General features: G+C 71.6%; 20 protein-coding genes and 1 pseudogene. 11 read left to right on the top strand and 10 right to left on the bottom strand.

Translation table 11 applies throughout. The annotated features are described in order from the left end of the window. Positions 1–53: 53 nt before the first annotated feature. Positions 54–464: a hypothetical protein gene (locus QQM72_RS14370; RefSeq protein ID WP_314221254.1), complete on the bottom strand. Its 411-nt coding sequence runs from the start codon at positions 462–464 to the stop codon at positions 54–56. A 119-nt stretch (positions 465–583) separates the two neighbouring features. Here QQM72_RS14370 and QQM72_RS14365 point away from each other — a divergent pair. Beyond that, a pseudogene (locus QQM72_RS14365) lies at positions 584–664 on the top strand (SigE family RNA polymerase sigma factor); the annotation flags it as partial. A 21-nt stretch (positions 665–685) separates the two neighbouring features. Here the strand turns inward: QQM72_RS14365 and QQM72_RS14360 are convergent. Both QQM72_RS14360 and QQM72_RS14355 read right to left on the bottom strand, forming a co-directional pair. Beyond that, on the bottom strand, positions 686–1,276 hold the full coding sequence (locus tag QQM72_RS14360; RefSeq protein ID WP_314221253.1) for an isochorismatase family protein: 591 nt from the start codon (positions 1,274–1,276) through the stop codon (positions 686–688). A gap of 92 nt (positions 1,277–1,368) precedes the next feature. Further along, complete coding sequence (locus QQM72_RS14355; protein ID WP_314221252.1) at positions 1,369–2,706, bottom strand: Nramp family divalent metal transporter; 1,338 nt, start codon at positions 2,704–2,706, stop codon at positions 1,369–1,371. A gap of 280 nt (positions 2,707–2,986) precedes the next feature. Here QQM72_RS14355 and QQM72_RS14350 point away from each other — a divergent pair, with 280 nt between their 5' ends. Continuing rightward, entirely contained in the window at positions 2,987–4,357 is a 1,371-nt protein-coding gene (locus QQM72_RS14350; protein WP_314221251.1) for a M14 family metallopeptidase, read from the top strand. A gap of 21 nt (positions 4,358–4,378) precedes the next feature. Here the strand turns inward: QQM72_RS14350 and QQM72_RS14345 are convergent, their stop codons facing one another. The 5 genes from QQM72_RS14345 to QQM72_RS14325 all read right to left on the bottom strand — a co-directional run bounded on the left by QQM72_RS14345 (position 4,379) and on the right by QQM72_RS14325 (position 9,147). Further along, positions 4,379–5,116, bottom strand: a complete 738-nt coding sequence (locus tag QQM72_RS14345) for a hypothetical protein (RefSeq protein ID WP_314221250.1) — start codon at positions 5,114–5,116, stop codon at positions 4,379–4,381. Positions 5,117–5,181: 65 nt separating this feature from the next. Beyond that, on the bottom strand, positions 5,182–6,660 hold the full coding sequence (locus tag QQM72_RS14340) for a GntP family permease (protein WP_314221249.1): 1,479 nt from the start codon (positions 6,658–6,660) through the stop codon (positions 5,182–5,184). A gap of 249 nt (positions 6,661–6,909) precedes the next feature. Then, complete coding sequence (locus QQM72_RS14335) at positions 6,910–7,320, bottom strand: RidA family protein (RefSeq protein ID WP_314221248.1); 411 nt, start codon at positions 7,318–7,320, stop codon at positions 6,910–6,912. A 7-nt stretch (positions 7,321–7,327) separates the two neighbouring features. Beyond that, on the bottom strand, positions 7,328–8,095 hold the full coding sequence (locus QQM72_RS14330; protein WP_314221247.1) for an IclR family transcriptional regulator: 768 nt from the start codon (positions 8,093–8,095) through the stop codon (positions 7,328–7,330). Next, entirely contained in the window at positions 8,092–9,147 is a 1,056-nt protein-coding gene (locus tag QQM72_RS14325) for a sugar kinase (protein ID WP_314221246.1), read from the bottom strand. The genes QQM72_RS14330 and QQM72_RS14325 overlap by 4 nt, the downstream gene beginning before the upstream one ends. A 163-nt stretch (positions 9,148–9,310) precedes the next feature. On the opposite strand from QQM72_RS14325, the gene QQM72_RS14320 reads away from it, so the two are divergent. Both QQM72_RS14320 and QQM72_RS14315 read left to right on the top strand, forming a co-directional pair. Continuing rightward, entirely contained in the window at positions 9,311–10,585 is a 1,275-nt protein-coding gene (locus tag QQM72_RS14320) for an amino acid deaminase (protein WP_314221245.1), read from the top strand. An 11-nt stretch (positions 10,586–10,596) separates the two neighbouring features. Beyond that, on the top strand, positions 10,597–12,222 hold the full coding sequence (locus QQM72_RS14315) for an N-acyl-D-amino-acid deacylase family protein (RefSeq protein WP_314221244.1): 1,626 nt from the start codon (positions 10,597–10,599) through the stop codon (positions 12,220–12,222). Between the two features lie 28 nt (positions 12,223–12,250). Here QQM72_RS14315 and QQM72_RS14310 read toward each other — a convergent pair whose 3' ends face one another. After that, positions 12,251–13,150, bottom strand: coding sequence for a S1 family peptidase (locus tag QQM72_RS14310; protein WP_314221243.1), 900 nt, complete (start codon positions 13,148–13,150; stop codon positions 12,251–12,253). Between the two features lie 142 nt (positions 13,151–13,292). Then, complete coding sequence (locus tag QQM72_RS14305; protein ID WP_314221242.1) at positions 13,293–13,910, bottom strand: hypothetical protein; 618 nt, start codon at positions 13,908–13,910, stop codon at positions 13,293–13,295. A gap of 124 nt (positions 13,911–14,034) precedes the next feature. Between QQM72_RS14305 and QQM72_RS14300 the strand changes: the two genes are divergently transcribed. From QQM72_RS14300 to QQM72_RS14270, 7 genes are all read left to right on the top strand, one after another. Then, positions 14,035–15,246, top strand: coding sequence for a pyridoxal phosphate-dependent aminotransferase (locus QQM72_RS14300; RefSeq protein WP_314221241.1), 1,212 nt, complete (start codon positions 14,035–14,037; stop codon positions 15,244–15,246). A 78-nt stretch (positions 15,247–15,324) separates the two neighbouring features. After that, a complete protein-coding gene (locus tag QQM72_RS14295; protein ID WP_314221240.1) occupies positions 15,325–15,765 on the top strand; it encodes an SCO4983 family protein in 441 nt (146 codons plus the stop codon). 157 nt (positions 15,766–15,922) lie between these two features. Beyond that, positions 15,923–16,507 (top strand): Uma2 family endonuclease, encoded by a 585-nt coding sequence (locus QQM72_RS14290; protein ID WP_314221401.1) that lies wholly within the window; start codon positions 15,923–15,925, stop codon positions 16,505–16,507. A gap of 117 nt (positions 16,508–16,624) precedes the next feature. Then, entirely contained in the window at positions 16,625–17,689 is a 1,065-nt protein-coding gene (locus QQM72_RS14285; protein ID WP_314221239.1) for a substrate-binding domain-containing protein, read from the top strand. A gap of 12 nt (positions 17,690–17,701) precedes the next feature. Further along, positions 17,702–18,874: a toxic anion resistance protein gene (locus QQM72_RS14280; protein WP_314221238.1), complete on the top strand. Its 1,173-nt coding sequence runs from the start codon at positions 17,702–17,704 to the stop codon at positions 18,872–18,874. Next, positions 18,871–20,406, top strand: coding sequence for a vWA domain-containing protein (locus QQM72_RS14275; RefSeq protein WP_314221237.1), 1,536 nt, complete (start codon positions 18,871–18,873; stop codon positions 20,404–20,406). Before QQM72_RS14280 ends, QQM72_RS14275 begins: the two co-directional genes overlap by 4 nt. Next, entirely contained in the window at positions 20,393–21,010 is a 618-nt protein-coding gene (locus tag QQM72_RS14270; protein ID WP_314221236.1) for a hypothetical protein, read from the top strand. The genes QQM72_RS14275 and QQM72_RS14270 overlap by 14 nt, the downstream gene beginning before the upstream one ends. The last annotated feature ends 82 nt before the right edge of the window (positions 21,011–21,092 follow it).

The following is a 21,092-nucleotide window of genomic DNA, read 5'->3' as shown; positions in this document are numbered from 1 at the left end:
GACCGTGGGCGGCACCCTCCCGTACGTCGGCGCGGCCGCCGCCTGGTACCGGGTCAGTACCCCGCCGGCCGGTAGTGGCCCAGCGTCCAGGACAGTTGGGCGAACCAGCCCTGCAGCCGTTCCCTCGGCTTCGCCGTCACCACGCACTCGTAGACCCTGCCGTCCACGTGCACGACGGCGACCATGAGGGCCTTGCCGTTGGGGCTCGCCCTGTAGTGGACGCTGCGGACCTCGGGCCAGGGGAACTCGACCGTGATGTCGTACGTCTCGAAGGCGACGCCCGCCGCGTCCACGACGACCGAGTTGTGCTTGTCGACCGCGAGGAACTCCGGACCGGGCGGCGGCTCCGCCTGCGGGGCGTACTGCGGGGCGTAGTGCGGCGGGTGCTGCGGGTGCTGCGGGGCATACGGCGGCGGGGGCGGGCCGAAGCCCGGCGGCGGCGGGGACGGCGGCTGGTCTGTCACAACGAAAACGTACCCCCGCGATCCTGTGCGGCCACTTTCGGTCTCCCCTGAAACATTTCCCGCGCCCCACCGCATCAGGGAGTTGAGGGCAGCACGGCACCGACACAGGGGGAACACTCATGAGGCAGGCCGCCCGCGCGGACGAGTACGCCGAGTTCGCGGCGGCGCGCACCGGGCGTCTGTACCGGTCCGCGCGCCTGCGAATGGACTGGCCCTCGGGTTCAGGCTCGGACGCCCGCCAGCAGGTCGAGGATCTCCCGCGTCGTGCCCGGCTCGCCGATCAGCGGGAACAGGTACGACACCCGGTGGTGGTGCGCGTCCTCGTCGATGTCGGTCATCGCGTCGACGGCGAACGTGACGTGGTAGCCGTGCTCGTGGGCGGCTCGGGCGGTCGACTCGACGCCTAGGCTGGTCGCGATGCCGGCGAGGACGATCTGGGTGACTCCGCGGCGTCGCAGCTGAAGGTCCAGGTCGGTGGCGTGGAAGGCGCCCCAGGCCCGCTTGGTGACCAGGATGTCGCCCTCGTGACCGGTCAGCGGTTCGGCGATCGGGCCGAGGTCGTAGGGGCGGGAACGGCCGCCGGCCAGCCGCGCCGCCTCGCTGCGGCCGGGCACCGCGTCGGCGCCGTCGGGCGAGGTGGACATGCGGACCAGGACGACCGGGGCGCCCGCGGCGCGGAAGGCGTCGGCGAGTTCGGCGGCCCGGGCCACCACGTCCGCCGCCGGGTACGGCACGGTGGGGGCGGCGAGCGTGCCGGCCTGGAGGTCGATCAGCACGAGCGCGGTCTTGTCGTCCAGCACGGTCACAGCCACGGCGACGGCACCTCTCCTAGGGGAGCAGCAGCCTAGGAGAGATGCTTGCGAAACTCAAACTTGAGTTACGCAAGTTCGAGCCGTGGCGATCATCAGAAGAACTCCGACCACGGCTGGTCCCAGACCTGCTTGACGCACAGCACCAGGAACAGCAGGCCGGCCAGCGCCAGCATCGCGTTGCTCACCGGTCCGTTGCGCCACTCCCCGGGCGTGCGGGAGGAGTTGAGCAGCCACAGCAGCGTCCCGGCCAGGAACGGCAGGAAGGCCGCGCCCAGCACGCCGTACAGGATGATCAGACGGAACGGCTCGCCCTGGAAGAGCAGCACGACGGGCGGGAAGGTGAGCCACAGCAGATACGCCCGGAAGGGCCAGGAGCGCTCCCGCTCACCGGAGGCGACCTCCGCCCCGCTCGCGTCGCCGCGGCCGCGGTAACGGGCCACGAAGTCGGCGAACATCAGGCTCACGCCGTGCCAGACGCCGATCAGGGAGGTGAAGGAGGTGGCGAAGAAGCCGATCAGGAAGAACTTGGCGGTCGCCGTGCCGTACTTCGCCTCCAGGATGTCGCTCAGCTGGATGAGCCCCTTGTCGCCGCTCGCGATCGCCACGTTCGCGGAGTGCAGCAGCTCCGCGCCGACGAAGAGCATGGCGACGACGAAGACGCCCGTCGTCACGTACGCGACCCGGTTGTCGAGCCGCATCACCTTCATCCAGCCGGTGTCCGTCCAGCCCTTGGCGTTCACCCAGTAGCCGTACGCGGCGAGGGTGATGGTGCCGCCGACGCCGCCGATCAGGCCGAGGGTGTTGAGGACGGAGTCCTTCTCGTCCGGCAGGACCGGGAGGAGGCCCGCGAAGGCGTCGCCGAGATGGGGGGTGACCCGGATCGCCAGGTACACCGTCACCACGAACATGACGCCCACCAGGACCGTCATGACCTTCTCGAAGACGGCGTACTTGTTGAACCAGACGAACACCAGGCCCACCAGACCGCAGGCGATGGCCCACGACTCGAGGTCCATCACGTCCGGGAACAGCGCCTGGAGCGGCAGCGCGCTCGACGACATCGCCGCCGCGCCGTAGACGAAGCCCCAGACGACCACGTAGACGACGAAGAACCACGTCGTCCAGCGGCCGAGGCTCGCCCAGCCGTCGAAGAGGGTGCGGCCGGTGGAGAGGTGCCAGCGGCCGGCCGCCTCGGCGAGGGAGATCTTGACCAGGCAGCCGACGACCGCCGCCCAGAGCAGGGTGTAGCCGAAGTTGCTGCCGGCGATGAGCGTGGCCACCAGGTCGCCTGCGCCGACGCCGGTCGCGGCGACGACGATGCCGGGGCCGATGTACTTCCAACTGGATCTGCGGGGGGAGGTGTTGTCGATGCCGGATGGTGCCTCGGTGTGTGTGGAGTTTCCCGTGGGGGGTCCCGTGGTGTCCGCCATGGAGGTCAAGAAAACCCAGAGCGGCCGCTCCGGCAAGGGTGCGTGCGGGATCTCCACCCGATGTGCCCACACTCCGGTCAAACCCCGGATACCGGCCGGCCCGCGCGGGCGCGGATAAACTGCGCGGCCGGTCGCTCGTCGCATTCCGCATGATTTCGGCCAACGGCCCTTTGTCGCCCCTTGACCTGTTCATGCCACGCCCCGACGATGAGCGGCACCGCACCGCCGCACACAGCAAGCGCACAGCCCCCCACGACCCGGCTCCCCACAAGGAGAGTTCATGCGACTTCGCATTCGCGGCTCAGGCGCCGGCGCCACAAGCGCCCGCAGCGGCAAACGGACCGCCGTCCTCGCCGCACTGCTCGCCCTCGCTCTCGCCGCACCGGTCTCGGCGACGGTCACCGAAGCGGCGGCGGGCAGCGCACCGAAGGCGGCACCCTCCGCCGACGACATCCGCCAGTACGAGATCCACGTCCACCACAGCACCCCCCGGATGCGCACCGCGATCGCCGCGTCCGGGGTGAGCGTCGACGAGGCCGACGAGGAGACCGTCGTGGTCTCCGGCCGCGCGGACCAGGTGAGGAAGCTGCGTGCGCAGGGGTACGAGGTGTCCCTGCTGGGCTCGGCGCCCGACCGGGTCGCCGAGGACGAGGTACGGCTCTTCGACTTCCCGACCGCCGACTCGAAGTACCACAACTACGCCGAGATGACGACGGAGATCGACCAGCGCATCGCCGCCTACCCGGGCATCATGAGCAAGCGGGTCATCGGCAAGTCGTACCAGGGCCGGGACATCGTGGCCGTCAAGATCAGCGACAACGTCGCCACCGACGAGGCCGAGCCGGAGGTGCTGTTCACCCACCACCAGCACGCCCGCGAGCACCTCACCGTCGAGATGGCGCTGTACCTGATCCGCGAGCTGGGCGCCGGCTACGGCTCCGACTCCCGCGTCACCAGCATGGTCAACGGCCGCGAGATCTGGATCGTCCCCGACCTCAACCCGGACGGCGGCGAGTACGACATCGCCTCCGGCTCCTACCGCTCGTGGCGCAAGAACCGGCAGCCCAACTCCGGCAGCTCGTACGTCGGTACGGACCTCAACCGGAACTGGAACTACAGGTTCGGCTGCTGCGGCGGCTCTTCGGGGTCCACGTCCTCCGAGACCTACCGGGGCGCGGCCGCCGAGTCCGCGCCCGAGGTGAAGGTCGTCGCCGACTTCGTGCGCAGCCGGATCGTGGGCGGGAAGCAGCAGATCACCGCCGGGATCGACTTCCACACGTACAGCCAGCTGGTGCTGTGGCCGTTCGGCTACACCACCGCGGACACGGCGACCGGGATGACCGCGGACGACAACGCCGCGTTCAAGGCCGTCGGTCAGAAGATGGCCGCGAGCAACGGGTACACCCCGGAGCAGTCGAGCGACCTGTACATCACCGACGGGTCGATCGACGACTATCTCTGGGGCACGCAGAAGATCTTCTCGTACACCTTCGAGATGTACCCGTCGTCGGCCTCCGGAGGGGGGTTCTACCCGCCCGACGAGATCATCGAGCGGGAGACCTCCCGTAACCGGGACGCGGTGCTCCAGCTTCTCGAGAACGCGGACTGTATGTACCGGTCCATCGGGAAACAGTCGCAGTACTGCGTCTAGGTACCGCGTCCGGTACTGCGTCTAGTCGGCGGCCTTGGCGCCGGCGTCCTTGACCTCGTCGTCCTCGGCCTCGGCGGCCTTGGTCCCGGTGTCCTCGGCGTCGGCGTCGGCGTCGGTGTCGGTGTCGGCGGCGTTCGCGGCGTCGGCCTCGACGGCCTCGTCGTCGGCGTTCGCTTCCGCTTCGGCCTCCCCGTCCTCGAAGTAGGCGTCGAGGACCGCGTCCAGCTGCTCTTCCCACTCCTTGAAGCGGGACCTGGCCGTCGCCTCGATCTCGATCGGGTACCAGCGGCGGTCAGGGGTGTGCACCGTGATGGTGAACCGCTTGCCGAAGCGCGGCGTCTCGGTCTCGACCGCGCCGATCTCGTCCCAGCGGAACTCGCACGACTCCTCGTCGAGGCGGAGCCGGACGCCCCTGGCGTCGGCGGCGATCCGCGCACGGCGGTCGGAGGCCTCGAAGACGGGGCCCTCGACGGAGTCGGCGGACTCGGCGGAGCCGTCCGGTTCTTCGGACCGGTCGGACCCGTCGGACCGGTCGTCGGACCCGTCGGACGTGTCCGGCTCCGCCGACGCGTCCGGGCGCTCCGACGCCGCTGACTCCCCCTTCCCCGCCTCGGGCTCGACGGCGTCGACGCCGTCGTCCTCGGCCGGCCTCGTGTCCTCCGGCTCCGCGGTCACGGGCGACGTGAGCCCGGGGATGAATGCCGGGTCGAACCCGGCGCCCTCCAGGGGCTGGCTGCTCGAACCTATGCGCTGCTCCACAGCGGGCAGTATGGTCGAAGATCCTGTGCCGGACACAGTCAGCCCCTGACTTCGTTACCGGAGTCCTACACGAAGAGGCTCATTCCGGCCGCCATCACGAAGCCGGCCACCGACAGCACCGTCTCCAGCACGGTCCACGTCCTGAGGGTGTCGCGCTCGCTGATGCCGAAGTACTTGGCCACCATCCAGAATCCGCCGTCGTTGACGTGCGAGGCGAAGATCGAGCCCGCCGAGATCGCCATGATGACGAGGGCCACGAAGGCCTGTGAGTGGTCCCCCTCGGCGAGCAGCGGCGCCACGATGCCCGCCGTCGTCACGATCGCCACCGTCGCCGAGCCCTGGGCGACGCGCAGCACCACCGAGATCAGGTAGGACAGGACGATCACCGGCAGGCCCACGTCGTTGAAGGTGTCCGACAGTGCCTGGGCCACCCCGCTCGCCTTCAGGACGGCACCGAAGATCCCGCCCGCGCCGACCACCAGCAGGATGTTGCCGACCGGCTTCAGCGAGGCCGTCGAGACCGTCTCCAGCGACTTGCGGGACCAGCCGCGCCGGATGCCGAGCAGGTAGTAGGCGAGCAGCAGGGCGATGGTCAGCGCCACGAACGGGCTGCCGAAGAACTCGATCACCGAGCGGAAGGTGGACGGGTCCAGGGCGATGGACGAGAACGTGGCGGCCAGGATCAGCACCAGCGGCGTACCGATGATCCCGAGGACCGTGCCCAGCGGCACCGGGTCCTCGCGCGGGACGACGCCCTGCGCCCGCTGCTCCTCGACGACCGCCCGCTTCGCCTCCGCCGCCGCCTCGACCATGTCCTGCGGCACGGCGACGAAGATGCGGCGGCCGACCCAGGCCGAGAACACCCAGGCCGCCAGCACCGCCGGGATGCCGCAGACGACCCCCATGAGGATGACCCAGCCGAGGTCCACGTGCAGCAGGCCGGCGGCCGCGACCGGGCCGGGGTGCGGGGGCAGGAACGCGTGGGTCATCGACAGCCCCGCGAGCAGCGGCAGGCAGTACAGCAGGATCGACCTGCCGCCCCGCTTGGCGGCCGCGTAGACGATCGGGGCCAGCACGAAGATGCCCACGTCGAAGAAGACCGGGATGCCGAAGATCAGGCCGGTCAGGCCCATCGCGAGGGGCGCCCGCCGTTCGCCGAACACACCGAGCAGCCGGGACGCCAGCACCTCGGCGCCGCCGCTGACTTCGAGGACCGCGCCGAGCATCGTGCCCAGCCCGATGATGATCGCGACATGGCCGAGGATGCCGCCCATCCCGGACTCGATGGTGGAGACGGCGTCCGACCGCTGAACGGTGCCGAAGAGTTCGGTCACGGAGAGCCCGGCCAGCAGACCGACGGCTATGGAGACCGCGAGAAGGGCGACGAAGGGCTGGATCCTGACCTTGATGATCAGGAAGAGGAGCAGGGCTATGCCGAGGGCGGCGACCGTCAGCAGGCCCGCCGTGCCGTCGATCAGGAGAAGCAGTCCGCCGGTGTGGGGTGGGGTCTCCGCGGGGGTGGATGCCGCGAGCGGAAGGGGCATTCGGGGGTCCTCTGCTGGGGTTCACGGTGCTTTGGGGCAGGGGGGATCGCGGCGCGGCGTCCCCTGCGAACGGGGACGCCACGCCGTGAGGCGGTGCGGTGAGAGGCGGTGCGGTGAGAGGCGGTGCGGTGTGCGGGAGTTGCCGGAGCGTCGGCCGGACCGGACGGACCGTCAGGCCGGTCGACAGGCCGGGCCGATCAGGCCGGTCGAGCAGGTCAGGTCGGGCGGGTCAGGTCGGCGATGTGTGCGTCAGCCGAGGACGGCGAGTGCGTCGATCTCGACCAGGAGCCCGGCCGGAAGGCCGACGTAGACCGTCGTGCGGGCCGCGGGCGGGGCGGTGAGGGACTGTTCCCCGAAGTACGCGTTGTAGAGCTCGTTGAACTCGGCGAAGTGCGCCGTGTCCGTCAGGTAGACGCGGATCATCATCGCGTCGTCCCAGCTCGCGCCGCCCTCCTCCAGGATCGCCTTGACGTTGGCGAGGGTCTGGAGGGTCTGCTCGCGCAGGGTGGGGCCCGCGGGCGTCGGGGGCCTGCCCTCCTCGGCGGGCAGGAAGCCGACCTGGCCCGCGACCTGGAGGATGTTGCCCTTCCTCACCCCGTGCGAGAACCTCGCGGGCGGGGTGGTGTGGGTCCTGGGGGTGAGGGCGGTCTTCTCGGTCATGCCGGGCTCATTCCTTCGGGGCTTCCGCGATCGGGGTTCTGCCGGAGTACTCGCCGCTGATCGCGTCCGCCGTGCGGCGTACCAGCGGGAGCAGGGCGAGGAGTTCGTCGGCGGTGACGACGACGTTCGGCGCGGAGACCGACATCGCGGCGACCACCCGGCCGTCGGCGCCCCGGATCGGCGCGGCGGCACAGTTGATGGACTCCTCGTGGCCACCGAGGTCGGTGGCCCAGCCCTGTTCGCGCACCTTTTCCAGCTCGCGCAGGAAGGCGGGGGCGTTGGGGGTCGAACGGGCCGTGTAGAGGGGGTAGTCGAGCTTCTCGGCGATCACCCGTCGTTCGGGCTCGGGCAGATCGGCGAGGAGCAGCTTGGCGACGGCGGCCACGGTGATGGCGACGGGCTTGCCGATCCGCGAGTACATGCGCACCGGGTAGCGGCTCTCCACCTTGTCGATGTAGAGGACCTCGCCCTCCTCGTAGACGGCGAGGTGCACGGTGTGCCCGCAGGTCTCGTTGAGACGGGCGAGGTGCGGATGCGCGATCTCACGGATGTCGAGGTTCTCCATCGCCTCCTGGGCGAGGGCGAAGAGGCGGGCGCCCAGGCGGTAGCGCTGGTCGGACTGGCGGTAGACGAGGCCGTGCTCGTGCAGGGTGCGCAACAGCCGCAGGGCCGTCGATTTGTGCACGCCGAGGCGGTCGGCGACCTGTCCGAGGTCGGCGGGGCCCTCGGCGAGCAGCGGCAGGATGCTCAGCGCTCGGTCGACGGTCTGGCTCATGGGGTGGGTACCTCCTCGTCGGCCCGGTCTTCGGCGTGCGTCCAGCCGGGGCCGAGTCGAAGTCTCCCCCACGCGGCGTCGTCGAGGGCCGCGAGCCGGTCGGCGTGGTCGCGGGAAGGCGGCACGGCCAGGTCACCGGGGACGGTGAGGGCCGCGGCGGCCATCAGGTGCCCGTGCCGGAGGCGGTCGCGCGCGGGCAGCCCGCGCAGGGTGGCGGAGAGGAACCCGGCGGCGAAGGCGTCCCCCGCGCCGACGGCGGCGACGACGTCGACGTGCGGGGCGGGGACGTGCAGGACGCGCTCCCGGTCGAAGACGGTCGCCCCCAGCGCCCCCTGTTTGACGACGAGCGTCTCGGGGTCGGGGAACGCGGCCCGCACGGCGTCGACGCCGCCCAGGCCCCACACCTCGGCCGCCTCGTCCTCGCCCACGAACACCAGGTCGGCGCCGCGGGCCAGTTCGAGGAGGACCCGGGGGCTGTTGCCGTCCGTCCACAGCCGGGGCCGGTGGTTGACGTCGAAGGAGACGAGGGGCCGGCCGCCGGGCCGGGGGGCCGTCAGTTCCCGCAGCAGGCCCAGGCAGTCCGCGGAGAGGGCCGCGGTGATCCCGGTGAGGTGCAGCACCCGGCCGGCCCGTACGGCGTCGAGGCCGACGGTGTCGACGGACAGCGCGGAGGCCGCCGACCCGGCCCGGTAGTAGGCGACCTCGTGCGCGTCGGTGGCCCGGTCGCCCGCCGTGCGGAAGTAGACGCCGGTCGGGCGGTCGGGGTCGCGCCGTACGGAGGTCACGTCGACCCCGTAGGAGCCGATGGTCTCGACGAGATGGTCGCCGAACCCGTCCGCCCCCACCCGGCTGACCCAGCGCACCGCGTGTCCGGCCGCCGCCAGCGCGCAGGCCACGTTGGACTCGGCGCCGCCGATGCCCCGCTCGAAGGAGGGGACGTCGGCGAGGCGGCCGGGCCGGGAGGGCAGGAAGGTGACCATGGACTCGCCGAGCGCGACGACGTCCACGGCGTCGGGGGCGTTGCAGGGTCCGGTGGCGGTCACGATCGTCATGGCTCCTGTGCTGGTGCGGGCGGGCGAAGCGAGATGGGGGTCCCCCCGGCCGAAGGCTGGGGGATGCTCCGTTGACCCCGCGTTGGCCGAGATGTTAGACAGCAGTAAGCGATATATGCAATGGACGTTGCAACCTGTGCAACGCTCCTGATCAGGAGGTTCCATGAGTACCGAGGCACTCGAGGCGCTCGCCCGACTGGCCGGGGAACGCGTCGACCACCGCTTCAAGGGCCTCCCGCCGGACGCCGACGGCCTCACCGTCGGCGAGCTGGCCGCCCAGCGCCGCAACCTCTTCACCGACGGCTTCGCGACCCCCGTGCTGGCCCTCTCCGCCGAGCGCCTCGAACACAACCTCGCCCTCATGGAGACCTACGCGACCCGCCACGGGCTCGCCTTCGCCCCGCACGGCAAGACCTCCATGGCCCCGCAGCTCTTCCAGCGCCAGATCGACCGCGGCGCCTGGGGCATCACCCTCGCGGTCCCGCACCAGGTGCGGGTGGCCCGCGCCCACGGCGTCCAGCGGGTCTTCCTCGCCAACGAACTGGTGGACCGGGCCGCCCTGCGCTGGATCTCCGCGCAAGCCGACGCCGACCCCGCCTTCCACCTCGTCTGCTACGTCGACTCGGTGCGCGGGGTCGAGCTGATGGACACCGCCCTGCGCGGCGCCCGGCGCCCCCTGGACGTCGTCGTCGAACTGGCCGCGGGCGAGGGCGCCCGCACCGGGGTCCGCACGGAGGCCGAGTGCGCGGCGGTGGCGGACGCGGTGGCCGCCGCGCCGACGCTGCGGCTGGTCGGGGTCGCGGGCTACGAGGGCGAGGTGCCGCGGGCCGACCCGGAGCGGGTGCGGGCCTGGCTGGACCGCCTGGTCGCCCTCGCCGTCGGCTTCGACGAGGCCGGACGGTTCGCGGACGCCGAGGAGATCGTCGTCAGCGCGGGCGGCAGCGCCTGGTTCGACACGGTCGCCGAGGTCTTCGCCCGGATCCCCGGACTCTCCCTGCCGGTGCTGAAGCTGCTGCGCTCCGGCGCGTACGTCTCGCACGACGACGGCCACTACCGCAGGCTGACCCCGTTCAACCGGGTCCCCGAGGAGGGCGCGCTGGAGCCCGCGTTCCGGCTGTGGACCCAGGTCGTCTCCCGCCCCGCGCCCGACCAGGCCTTCGTCAACGCGGGCAAGCGGGACGCGGCCTACGACCTGGACCTGCCGTTCGCCCAGGTGATCCGCCGCGACGGCACGGAACGCCCCGCCACCGGCGTCTCGGTGACCGCCCTCTCCGACCAGCACGCCTGGCTGCGCACCGACGCCGGGGCGGACGTCGAGGTCGGCGACTGGGTCGGCCTGGGCCTCTCCCACCCCTGCACGTCCTTCGACAAGTGGCCGCTGATCCCGCTGGCCGAGGCGGACGGCACCGTCGTCGACTACATCCGCACGTTCTTCTAGGGAGTGGCAGCGTGGAAGACCTCGTCATCCGGGACGCGGACGTCGTCGACGGCACCGGCGCGGACTCCTACCGCGCGGACGTGGTGGTCGACGGCGGCAGGATCGTCTCGATCGTGAAGGAGGCGGCGGCCGCCGGCTGCCAGCGCCCGAAGGCGGTACGGGAGCTGGACGCGGAGGGGCTGGTCCTGTCCCCCGGCTTCATCGACATGCACGCCCACAGCGACCTCGCCCTGCTGCGCGACCCCGACCACAGCGCGAAGGCCGCGCAGGGCGTCACCCTCGAAGTCCTCGGCCAGGACGGGCTGTCGTACGCCCCGGTCGACGACCGCACCCTCGAAGGGGTCCGCCGGGCCATCACGGGCTGGAACGGCTACGGCGACGACCTCGACCTCGACTGGCGTTCGGTGGGCGAGTACCTGGACCGCCTCGACCACGGTTTCGAGGGCCGGGGCATCGCCGTCAACGCGGCCTACCTCATCCCCCAGGGCACGGTCCGCGCCCTGGTCGTCGGCTGGGAGGACCGCCCGGCCACCGACCGGGAGCTGGACCGGATGCGCCGGCTGGTCGCGGAGGGACTGGAACAGGGCGCCGTCGGCCTGTCCTCCGGGCTGACGTACACGCCCGGCATGTACGCGCGAGGCGCCGAACTGACCGAACTGTGCCGGGTGGTGGCCGGGTACGGCGGCTACTACTGCCCCCACCACCGCAGTTACGGGGCCGGCGCACTCGAGGCGTACGCGGAGATGATCGAGCTGACCCGCGAGGCGGGCTGCCCGCTGCACCTCGCCCACGCCACCATGAACTTCGGCGTGAACGAGGGCCGCGCCCCGGAGCTGCTGACCCTGCTGGACGAAGCCCTCGACTCGGGCGCCGACATCACCCTCGACACCTACCCCTACACCCCCGGCTGCACGACGCTGGCGGCCCTGCTGCCCAGCTGGGCGAGCGAGGGCGGCCCGCCGGAGATCCTGCGCCGCCTGGCGGACGACGACACGGCCGCCCGCATCCGCCACGACCTGGAGGTGACCGGCGCGGACGGCTGCCACGGGGTGCCGGTGGACTGGGACACGATCGAGATCTCGGGCGTGGGCGACGAACGGCTGGCGGACCACGTGGGCCGCACGGTCCACGCGTCGGCGCTCCTGCGCGGCGAGGAGCCCTGGACGACGGCCCGCCGGCTGCTCCTGGAGGACCGGCTGGCCCCCACGATCCTCCAGCACGTGGGCCACGAGGAGAACGTCCGCACGATCATGCGCCACCGCGTCCACACGGGCGGCTCGGACGGCGTCCTGACGGGCGCCAAGCCGCATCCGCGGGCGTACGGCACGTTCCCGCGCTACCTCGGCCACTACGTACGGGAGTCGGGGGTCCTGTCCCTGGAGGAGTGCGTGGCCCACCTGACCGGCCGCCCGGCGGCCCGCCTGCGCCTGCCGGACCGGGGCCTGGTCCGCGAGGGCCACCGCGCCGACCTGGTGCTCTTCGACCCGCACACCGTGGCGGCGGGCTCCACCTACGAAGCCCCGCGCACCCTGCCCACCGGCATCCCCCACGTCCTGATCGACGGCCGCTTCGTCATCGAGGACGGCCGGCGCACGGACGCACTGGCGGGGCGGGCGGTCCGTCGCAGTCCCATGTGACGGAACGCCGCGCCCGGTGGCCCGAGCCCTACGGCTTGGGCAGGGTGCAGGCGCTCGCGCTCAGGTTGAGCTGGTTGCCGGTGGTGAAGCAGGCCGGGATCAGGTAGGTCTCCTGGGCGTAGTTGATGCCCTGGCGGACGGTGACGTTGCCGCTCGCGTCGACCTCACAGGGGTTGTTCTCCGTGCAGCGCGCGCCGTCCTCGTTGCCGGTGTTGTTGACGGCGACGACCTTGCCGGTGGACTGGTCGATCACCGGCGAGCCGGAGGTGCCGCCGATGGTCTGGCAGGCGGAGGTGTAGCGGACCGAGTCCTTCCAGGTCCAGTCGCCCTCCTTCAGGCGGTACACGAACCCGTCGATGTTGCAGTTGTAGAGCGTCTTCCAGTAGCCGGACGCCACGGTGATGGCGGTGCCGGCGGTCGGGTGGGTGTCCTGCACGGTCAGTGCGGAGATCCCGTACGAGTTCTTGATCGTGGCGTACGTGCTGGTGAGCTGGTAGATCGAGATGTCCGTGTCGGTCATCGTCCCGTAGGCCAGCTTGCTGGCGCGCAGCGTCGCGACCCGGGTGCCGGCGGAGTTGAGCAGGCCGAAGGTGCGGCTGGAGGCCTGGTTGACGAGCACCTCGCCGGGCTCCGGGAAGCCGGTCGACAGGCAGTGGCCGTTGGAGAGCACCAGCGCCGGGTCGGTGTCCAGGGAGTTGGGGAAGCGGACGACCGAGCCGGAACAGTTGCTGAGCGCGACGGTCCCGGCGAGGTTGACGGCCTGGAGCGTCGGCGCGGCGGCCTTGGTGTCCGCCTTGACCGCGATCGCGGAGGCCGAGGCCGCGGAAGCCGTGGCGGGCTTCGCGCTCACCGGCGCGGCGACCGCGGGTGCCGCCCCCGCCCCGGCGATGGCCAGGGCGAAGAGCGCGGCAACGAGAGGCTTTCTCATGTGGGGGTCCCCTCTTACGACAAGGCGACCGGAGATCTTCCGGCCGCCCGCTGTTTTGTCATGCGCATTGTTAGTGCATGGAGGGGAGAGAACAAGGGTCGCTTTTCAGCCGCGGGGGGCGCGGCTCCGGGGGCGCCCCGGCCTACCTGCCCCCCTTGTCCCGGCCCCGGCCCTTCCCGGGATTGCCCTTCGCGGAGCCGGGCGCCGAGGCGGAGGGCGCGACACTCGCCGCCGGGCTCGTGACGGCGTCGGCCGACGACCCGGCGGAGGGCCCCTCGGACGCCGTGCCCCCCGAGGACGGCACCGGGGCGACCGAGGCGGACGGAGTCGCCCCCGCGGACCCGGCGGAGCCGCTCGCGGCCGAAGCCGGCCCGTCCGACGGGCTCACCGCGTCGTCCGGCGCCGAGCGCGTGCCCCCCTGCTTGCCGCGCTGGTCACCGGCCGGATCCCCGGAGAAGGACATCCCCGCCACCACCGCGGCCAGCGCCACCGCCCCGACCGCCCCGGCGGCGGCCAGCACGCGGCGCGAAGGCCGGCCGACCGTACGGCGCGCGGCGCGCCGACGGTCCGCGCGGCCGCCCGGCTCCCCCTCCGCGGGGCGAACCCGAGGCAGCTCGGCGGTCTCGTCGTAGGCGTTCTCCCACCCATGGGCGGCCGCCGGATCGGCGTACCGCTCGTACGAGGCCGGATCGGTCTCGGCGGACGGGTCGTACACGATCGGCCGCACCGGAGGCACGCCACTCTCACCTGGCCTGAACATGCCGCGGATTGTAGGGACAGGAGCGACTCCTGGGACAGCTACCGGCGATAACGACCCAAACCACCCGTCTCACGTGGCGGGAAACACGCCCCCGGAAGCATTACCGGGCCGTAAGCTCCCAGACATGCAGGTGATCCAGTCGACCAAGCTCGCCAACGTCTGTTACGAGATCCGGGGCCCGGTTCTCGAGGAGGCGATGCGCCTGGAAGCGGCTGGTCACCGCATCCTCAAGCTGAACACCGGCAACCCGGCCGCCTTCGGCTTCGACTGCCCGCCGGAGATCCTGGAGGACATCCTCCGCAACGTCTCGACGGCACACGGCTACGGCGACGCGAAGGGCCTGCTGGCCGCGCGCAGGGCCGTGGTCATGCACAACCAGACACTCGGCATCGAGACGGACGTCGAGCACGTCTTCATCGGCAACGGCGTGTCCGAGCTGATCGTCATGGCGATGCAGGGGCTGCTCGACGACGGGGACGAGGTCCTCGTACCGGCCCCCGACTACCCGCTGTGGACCGCCGCCGTCGCGCTGTCCGGCGGCACCGCCGTGCACTACCGGTGCGACGAGCAGTCGGACTGGATGCCCGACCTCGCCGACGTCGAGCGCAAGATCACCGACCGCACCAAGGCGCTCGTGATCATCAACCCGAACAACCCGACGGGCGCGGTGTACGAAGAGGCGATGATCCGGGGACTGACGGACATCGCGCGCCGCCACAACCTCCTGGTCTGCTCGGACGAGATCTACGACAAGATCCTCTACGACGGCGCCACGCACACCCCGACCGCCAAGGTCGCCCCGGACCTGCTCACCCTCACCTTCAACGGCATGTCGAAGGCGTACCGGGTGGCCGGCTACCGGGTCGGCTGGATGGCGATCTCCGGTCCGCGCGCGCACGCCGACTCCTACATCGAGGGTCTGACGATCCTGGCGAACATGCGCCTGTGCGCGAACATGCCGGGGCAGCACGGGGTCGTGGCCGCGCTCAGCGGGCGCCAGACGATCACGGACCTGGTGCTGCCGGGCGGGCGGCTCAAGGAACAGGTGGACACGGCGTACGAGCTGCTGACGCAGATCCCGGGCGTGACGTGCGTCCGCCCGAAGGGGGCGCTGTACCTCTTCCCGCGGCTGGATCCCACCGTCTTCAAGATCAAGGACGACCGGCAGATGGTCCTGGACCTGCTGCGCCAGGAGAAGATCATGGTCGTCCAGGGCACCGGCTTCAACTGGCCGGAGCCGGACCACTTCCGGGTCGTCACCCTGCCGACGGCGACGGACCTGCGGGACGCGGTGGGCCGGATCGCCCGCTTCCTGGACGGGTACAGCCAGCCCTAGCGGCGGCTTTATGGACGACTCAACTTTAGACGAGATCTAAGCTAGGATGGTTTCCTGACAGCACAGGAGGCCATCCTCATGTACGAGCCGATCCGCACCCCCGCTTCCCGTGGGTCCGCCCACACCACGATGGCCGGCAAGCCCTCGGACTTCCCCCACCGCTCCCGCGAGGAGGAGCTGGACATCCAGCTCGCAGCACATCTCGCGGCGCTGCTCGCCGTCACCGACGAGCTCCGCGCGGCGGCACCGTCCGCCGACCTGGACACCGCGGCCGCACGGCTCGCGCAGCAGGTGACGCGGTTGCGGGACGGTCGGACTCCGGTCCGCTCCGCCCTCGCCGCCGACCCGGCGGACCCGCGCCTCGCGGTCCTGCACGAGCGGGCGCACGCCCTGGCGGGCCGCGCCCTCCTCGTCGCCGCGTCCCGCGCGGACACCGCGGCGGCGATCCTGGCGGCCCAGCGCATGGACGCGCACGCCGCCGCCCTGGCGGAGAACAAGGAGCTGAGCACCGCCGGCTGAACCCCCTCACCGGGGTCACCCTCCCGGTGAGCCCCTCCCCGGCACCACCCCTGGCCGGGGCTCCCCTCCGGGGACCGTGAACGGCCCCGGTCCGCGTGCACCCGCAGCGACGCGCGGACCGGGCGCCATCTTTTCTCCCTACCATGCGGATATGGGCATGGAGTACGCGAAGATGCGCGCGATCGCCGAACAACTCGGGGCCTACGCCGAGGGGCTCGAAGGGGCTTGGAGCGTCGAGATCGGTCCGGCCGGTCCGATACTGGCGATGGTGTGGCCGTCGAAGCGTCACGAGGGCACGATCCGCCGTATCTGCAAGCAATTGGACGAACAGCTCCTCACCACTCACCCTGGTTACATCTGCGCGTCCGGTCCCGAGATCGAGAACCCCGCGGCCGGGCGTATGCGTCTGCCCGACGCGGTCGTCATCCCCGAGGACGCCCTCGACGAGGAGGGCATCGCCGTCGACGCCGGCCAGGTGCTCGCGGCCGTCGAGATCGTCTCGCCGTCGAACCCGGACAACGACTATCGCGAGAAGATCGCCGACTATCCCGCCATGGGAATCCCCCACTACCTGATCGTCGACCCGCGCAAGGGCACGGTCGAAGTGCACTCCGAGCCGTGCGCGGGCCGTTACACCCGCACGGTTTCCTACATCTATGGCGACAAGGTCCCCTTCGGCCCCTGGACCGTGGAGACCGACGACTTCCGGCGTTACGGCAAGGCCTGCGACCGCACGGACTGAGCGGCCGTCACGAACCAACGGGAACCTCCCCTTCCTGTTGCGTTCCGGGGCACCCCCTTCACCCCCCGTTCACCCGGACCACCCGGGAACGTGGGGTTCCGCGAGCACGCTCCCCCTGTGAGACGAATCGCAGGAATCGTCCTCGCGGTACTGCTGATGGCGGGTGTGGTGGTCGCCGTCGTCGCGGGCCGCAGTGATGAGGACAAGGGCACGGCAACGAAGACCGTGCGGATGGTGATCGGGTCGGAGAAGGCGGAGTTCTTCGCCGATCCGGACGTGGTGAAGGCCCTCGCCGCCAAGGGCTTCACCGTCGAGGCCGAGACCTCCGGGTCCTGGGCCATGGAGGGGCTGGACCTCGAGGGGTACGACCTCGCCTTCCCCTCCAGCCAGGCGCCCGCCACCGAGCTGGCCGCGAAGTACAAGGTGCGGGGGACCCTCCCGCGCCCCTTCTACTCGCCCCTCGTCGTCGTGGCGCACAAGAACGCCGCCGGGGTGCTCGCGGGCAACGGCCTGGCAACGCTCGACGCCGCACACCGCGGCACGCTGAAGATGGCCCGCTACCTCGACGCGGCCCGCGCCGACCGGACCTGGCAGCAGCTCAAGGGGGCTCAGAAGTACGGGGAGTTGACCGGCACCCTCTACCTGTCCAGCACCGACCCGGAGACCTCCAGCTCGGGCGCCCTCTACCTGGCCGCCGCGTCCTACGTGGCAGGCGGCGGCAAGGTGGTCGCGAGCGACGCGGAGGTCGAGCGCACGGCGCCCCTGCTGCACAAGCTGGTCAGCGTCCAGGGCGCCCAGCAGTCCAGCACGGACGCGGCCTTCCGGGACTTCGTCAGCGGCGCCGGCAACCCGCTCGTCCTGGTCTACGAGTCGCAGGTCGCCTCACTCCTGGCCGACGGGCAGCAGCCGGACGACCTGGTGGTGCTCTACCCGGACACCACCGTCAACAGCGACCACACCGCGGTGCCGCTCACCGAGAACGGCAGTGCACTCGCCCAACTCCTCTCCAGCGAGCCGGAGTTGCGCAAGCTGGAGATCCGGCACGGGTTCCGTCCGCAGGGCGTCACCGCCGAGTTCGCCTCGGCCGGCACCTACCTCAAGCAGGAACTGACCGGCGTCCGCCAGGCGCCCGTGCCCACCTCCACGGTGCTGCACGAGCTGGCGCGACGGGCGCGCGGATAGGGGGAACAGCACATGACCGACGACAGCACCTTCACCCTCACGCCGCCCGAGGCCGTCGCCGCCGTGCCGCGCGAGAAGGCCGGCGGGCTCGTGCCCGTCGACGACCGCGTCGTCACGGACATGGCGGCCAAGGCCGCCGCGTACGTCGAGGGGCTCGCCGCACTCGACGCCCGCTCGCCCGAGTTCGCCGGCAAGGTCGGCGAGATCACCGCGCTCGGCGCCGGTGAGATGCGCACGGCCGCCGCGCAGTCCAACCGCATGCTGGAGCGGACCCTCAGAAGCCTGCCGGACCAGGGCGGGGACGCCCGGTCGCAGGTCGCGGGCTCGCTGGTCGAACTCCGGCGCGTGGTCGAGGACCTGGACCCGCGTGACCTGCCGGCTTCCAAGGGGCGGAAGTTCCTGTCCCGGCTGCCCGGCGGGAACAGGCTGCGCGACCACGTCGCCAAGTACGCCTCCGCACAGGGCACGCTCAACCGGATCGTGGGCTCGCTGCGCGGCGGCCAGGACGAACTGCGGCGCGACAACGCCGCGTTGCAGACCGAACGCGTCCGGCTCTGGGAGACGATGGGCAAGCTCCAGGAGTACGTGGTGCTGACCGACGCCCTCGACGCGGCGGTCGGGCAGCGGATCGCCGACGCCGAGGCCACCGACCCCGAGCGGGCCGGCGGCCTGCGCGCCGACGTCCTCTTCCCGGTCCGGCAGAAGCACCAGGACCTGCTCACCCAGCTCGCGGTCTGCGCGCAGGGATACCTGGCCATGGACGTCGTACGCCGCAACAACGACGAGCTGATCAAGGGCGTCGACCGAGCGGCCACGACCACGGTCGCGGCGCTGCGCATCTCCGTGATGCTGGCCTCCGCGCTGGACCACCAGAAGAAGGTCGTCGAACAGGTCGACGCGCTGCGCGGCACCACCGAGGACCTCGTCCGGGGCAACGCGGAGATGCTGGCGACCCAGAGCGGGGAGATCCAGCGCATCGCCGCCGATCCGGCGGTCGGCGCCGAGACCCTGCGCTCCGCCTTCCAGCAGATCTACCGCACCCTCGACGCCATCGACACCTACAAGGCGCAGGCCACCGAGGCGATGGCGGTGACCGTGGAGAACCTGACGGCCGAACTCCGGCAGGCGAGCGCCTGTCTGGACCGCAGCCGCTCGCGGGGCGCCCTGGAAGGCGGGCCCGCATGAGACGTTCCCTCCTGGCGTGGACGGCCCTCGCCCTCCTGCTGACCGCCTGCTCGCCGCAGAGCGGCGCCGAGGACCCCGGCGCGCACGAGCCGGGCACCCTGCGGATCCTCGCCTCCAGCGAGCTGAGCGACATGGCGCCGGTGCTCGAACAGGTCCGCAAGGACACCGGCGTCAAGGTCAGGCCGACCTACACGGGCACTCTGGACGCCGTGAACCTGCTGGCGAAGGGCGGCGCCGACGGGAAGTACGACGCCCTGTGGCTGTCCTCCGACGACTATCTGCGGCTGCGCCCCGACGCGGCGAGGAAGGTCGTCTCGGAGACACCGATCATGTCGAGCCCGGTGGCCCTCGGCGTGCGGACCGCCAAGCTCGGCGCCCTCGGCTGGCAGGCCGGCCAGGTCACCTGGACGCAGATCGAGCAGGCGGTGCGGGACGGGAAGCTCACCTACGGCATGACCGACCCGGCCCGCTCCAACTCCGGCTTCGCCACGCTGATCTCGGTCGCCTCGGCGCTCTCGGGGGCCCAGTCGGCGCTCACCGGCGCGGACGTCACCGCCGCGACGCCGAGGCTGAAGGAGTTCTTCGAGGGGCAGCAGCTGACCTCGGGGTCGTCGGGCTGGCTGGCGGCTGCGTACACCCGGCGCGGTGACGTCGACGCGCTGCTCAACTACGAGTCCGTGCTGAAGGGCGTCCCGGGGCTGACCGTGATCCGCCCCACGGACGGTGTCGTCACCGCCGACTACCCGCTCTCCTCCCTCGCCGGGACCGACGCGACGACCCGCAACGACGTCAAGCGGGTCACCGACGCCCTGCGCACCGAGGCCGTCCAGCGGCTGATCACCACCCGGACGCACCGCCGTCCGGTCGTCGCCTCCGTACCGCCCGCGGCCGGTCTCGACACCGCCCGCCGGCGCGAACTGCCCTTCCCCGGCAGCCGTTCCGTCGCCGACGGGCTGCTCGACGCCTACGAGAACGAGCTGCGCCGCCCGTCGCGGACCGTGTACGTCCTCGACACCTCCGGCTCGATGGAGGGCGACCGGCTGAGCCGGCTCAAGGACGCCCTCGCCGACCTCACCGGTGACTTCCGCGACCGCGAGGAGGTGACGCTGATGCCGTTCGGGTCGGACGTGAAGAGCGTCGCCACGCATGTCGTCAGCCCCGCCGACCCGCAGTCCGGACTGGCCGCGATCCGCGAGGACACCGAGGAGCTCACGGCCGACGGCGAGACCGCGATCTACACCTCGCTGGAGAAGGCCTACGGCCATCTGGGCACCGACCGGGACACCTTCACCTCCATCGTGCTGATGACGGACGGCGAGAACACCAAGGGCGACGACGCCGACGACTTCGACGCCTTCTACCGGGACGACCTCACCCCGGCCGCAAGGGCGATCCCCGTCTTCCCCATTCTCTTCGGCGACTCCGACCGCTCGGAACTGGAGCACATCGCCGAGCTGACCGGCGGCCGGCTCTTCGACGCTCAGCAGGGCTCGCTGGACGGCGCCTTCGAGGAGATCCGTGGCTACCAGTAGGTTCGTCGGGTACCTGGAGTCCCGCAAGAACATCGCGGGCAGCGCGGCCGGACTGGCCGCACTGGTGCCGGCCTTCACGGGGGCGGCGGGCGCGTACTGGCCCGTCGTGGTGGCCGGTCTGTACGGCGCGGGCGCGCTGGTCGCCCCGCCGGAGCGGCCGCCGCTGCCCGACTTCCCGGATCCGTCGGCCCAGCTGGACGCGGTGCGCGACGACTTCGAGCGGCTCGGCGGGTATCTCGCCAAGATCGAGCTGCCGCCGGCCGCCGCCGGCCGTCTCGCCGAACTCACCGGCCTGCTGGCCGCGCTGCTGGAGCCCGGCTGGGTCGCCGAGGTCCTCGCCCAGGACCCGGAGGGCGTCCACGCGCTCTCCCGGACCGTACGGCAGGACCTGCCCGAGGCCGTGGACAGCTTCGTGCGGACGCGCTGGTGGACGCGGATGGCCCCCGGCCAGGAACCACCGGAGCGGCACCTGGAGCGCCAGCTGACGCTTCTCCAGGAGGAGGCCGAGCGGCTGACGGCAGGGCTGCGGGAGATCGAGGCGCGCCGCCAGGAGACGCACACGCGGTACCTGCGGGACCGTTCGCCCGACCAGGGCCCCACATAGGCGAAGGCCTGTCGTCGTCTCCTCGTCGGGGCGGACGGGGAGACGACGACAGGCCCATGGCCGCGTACGCCGTTGTACGCGG

This window comes from Streptomyces zaehneri, from assembly GCF_032248645.1.
Lineage (GTDB): Bacteria > Actinomycetota > Actinomycetes > Streptomycetales > Streptomycetaceae > Streptomyces > Streptomyces coriariae.
This window is presented reverse-complemented; position numbering and strand designations above follow the sequence as displayed.

Bases quoted from the DNA above. Each gene is read 5' to 3' on its own strand.
- QQM72_RS14355 (WP_314221252.1), bottom strand. From the start codon at position 2,706: ATGGCGGACACCACGGGACCCCCCACGGGAAACTCCACACACACCGAG.
- QQM72_RS14350 (WP_314221251.1), top strand. From the start codon at position 2,987: ATGCGACTTCGCATTCGCGGCTCAGGCGCCGGCGCCACAAGCGCCCGC.
- QQM72_RS14340 (WP_314221249.1), bottom strand. From the start codon at position 6,660: ATGCCCCTTCCGCTCGCGGCATCCACCCCCGCGGAGACCCCACCCCAC.
- QQM72_RS14335 (WP_314221248.1), bottom strand. From the start codon at position 7,320: ATGACCGAGAAGACCGCCCTCACCCCCAGGACCCACACCACCCCGCCC.
- QQM72_RS14330 (WP_314221247.1), bottom strand. From the start codon at position 8,095: ATGAGCCAGACCGTCGACCGAGCGCTGAGCATCCTGCCGCTGCTCGCC.
- QQM72_RS14325 (WP_314221246.1), bottom strand. From the start codon at position 9,147: ATGACGATCGTGACCGCCACCGGACCCTGCAACGCCCCCGACGCCGTG.
- QQM72_RS14320 (WP_314221245.1), top strand. From the start codon at position 9,311: ATGAGTACCGAGGCACTCGAGGCGCTCGCCCGACTGGCCGGGGAACGC.
- QQM72_RS14310 (WP_314221243.1), bottom strand. From the start codon at position 13,150: ATGAGAAAGCCTCTCGTTGCCGCGCTCTTCGCCCTGGCCATCGCCGGG.
- QQM72_RS14305 (WP_314221242.1), bottom strand. From the start codon at position 13,910: ATGTTCAGGCCAGGTGAGAGTGGCGTGCCTCCGGTGCGGCCGATCGTG.
- QQM72_RS14300 (WP_314221241.1), top strand. From the start codon at position 14,035: ATGCAGGTGATCCAGTCGACCAAGCTCGCCAACGTCTGTTACGAGATC.
- QQM72_RS14295 (WP_314221240.1), top strand. From the start codon at position 15,325: ATGTACGAGCCGATCCGCACCCCCGCTTCCCGTGGGTCCGCCCACACC.
- QQM72_RS14290 (WP_314221401.1), top strand. From the start codon at position 15,923: ATGGAGTACGCGAAGATGCGCGCGATCGCCGAACAACTCGGGGCCTAC.
- QQM72_RS14280 (WP_314221238.1), top strand. From the start codon at position 17,702: ATGACCGACGACAGCACCTTCACCCTCACGCCGCCCGAGGCCGTCGCC.
- QQM72_RS14275 (WP_314221237.1), top strand. From the start codon at position 18,871: ATGAGACGTTCCCTCCTGGCGTGGACGGCCCTCGCCCTCCTGCTGACC.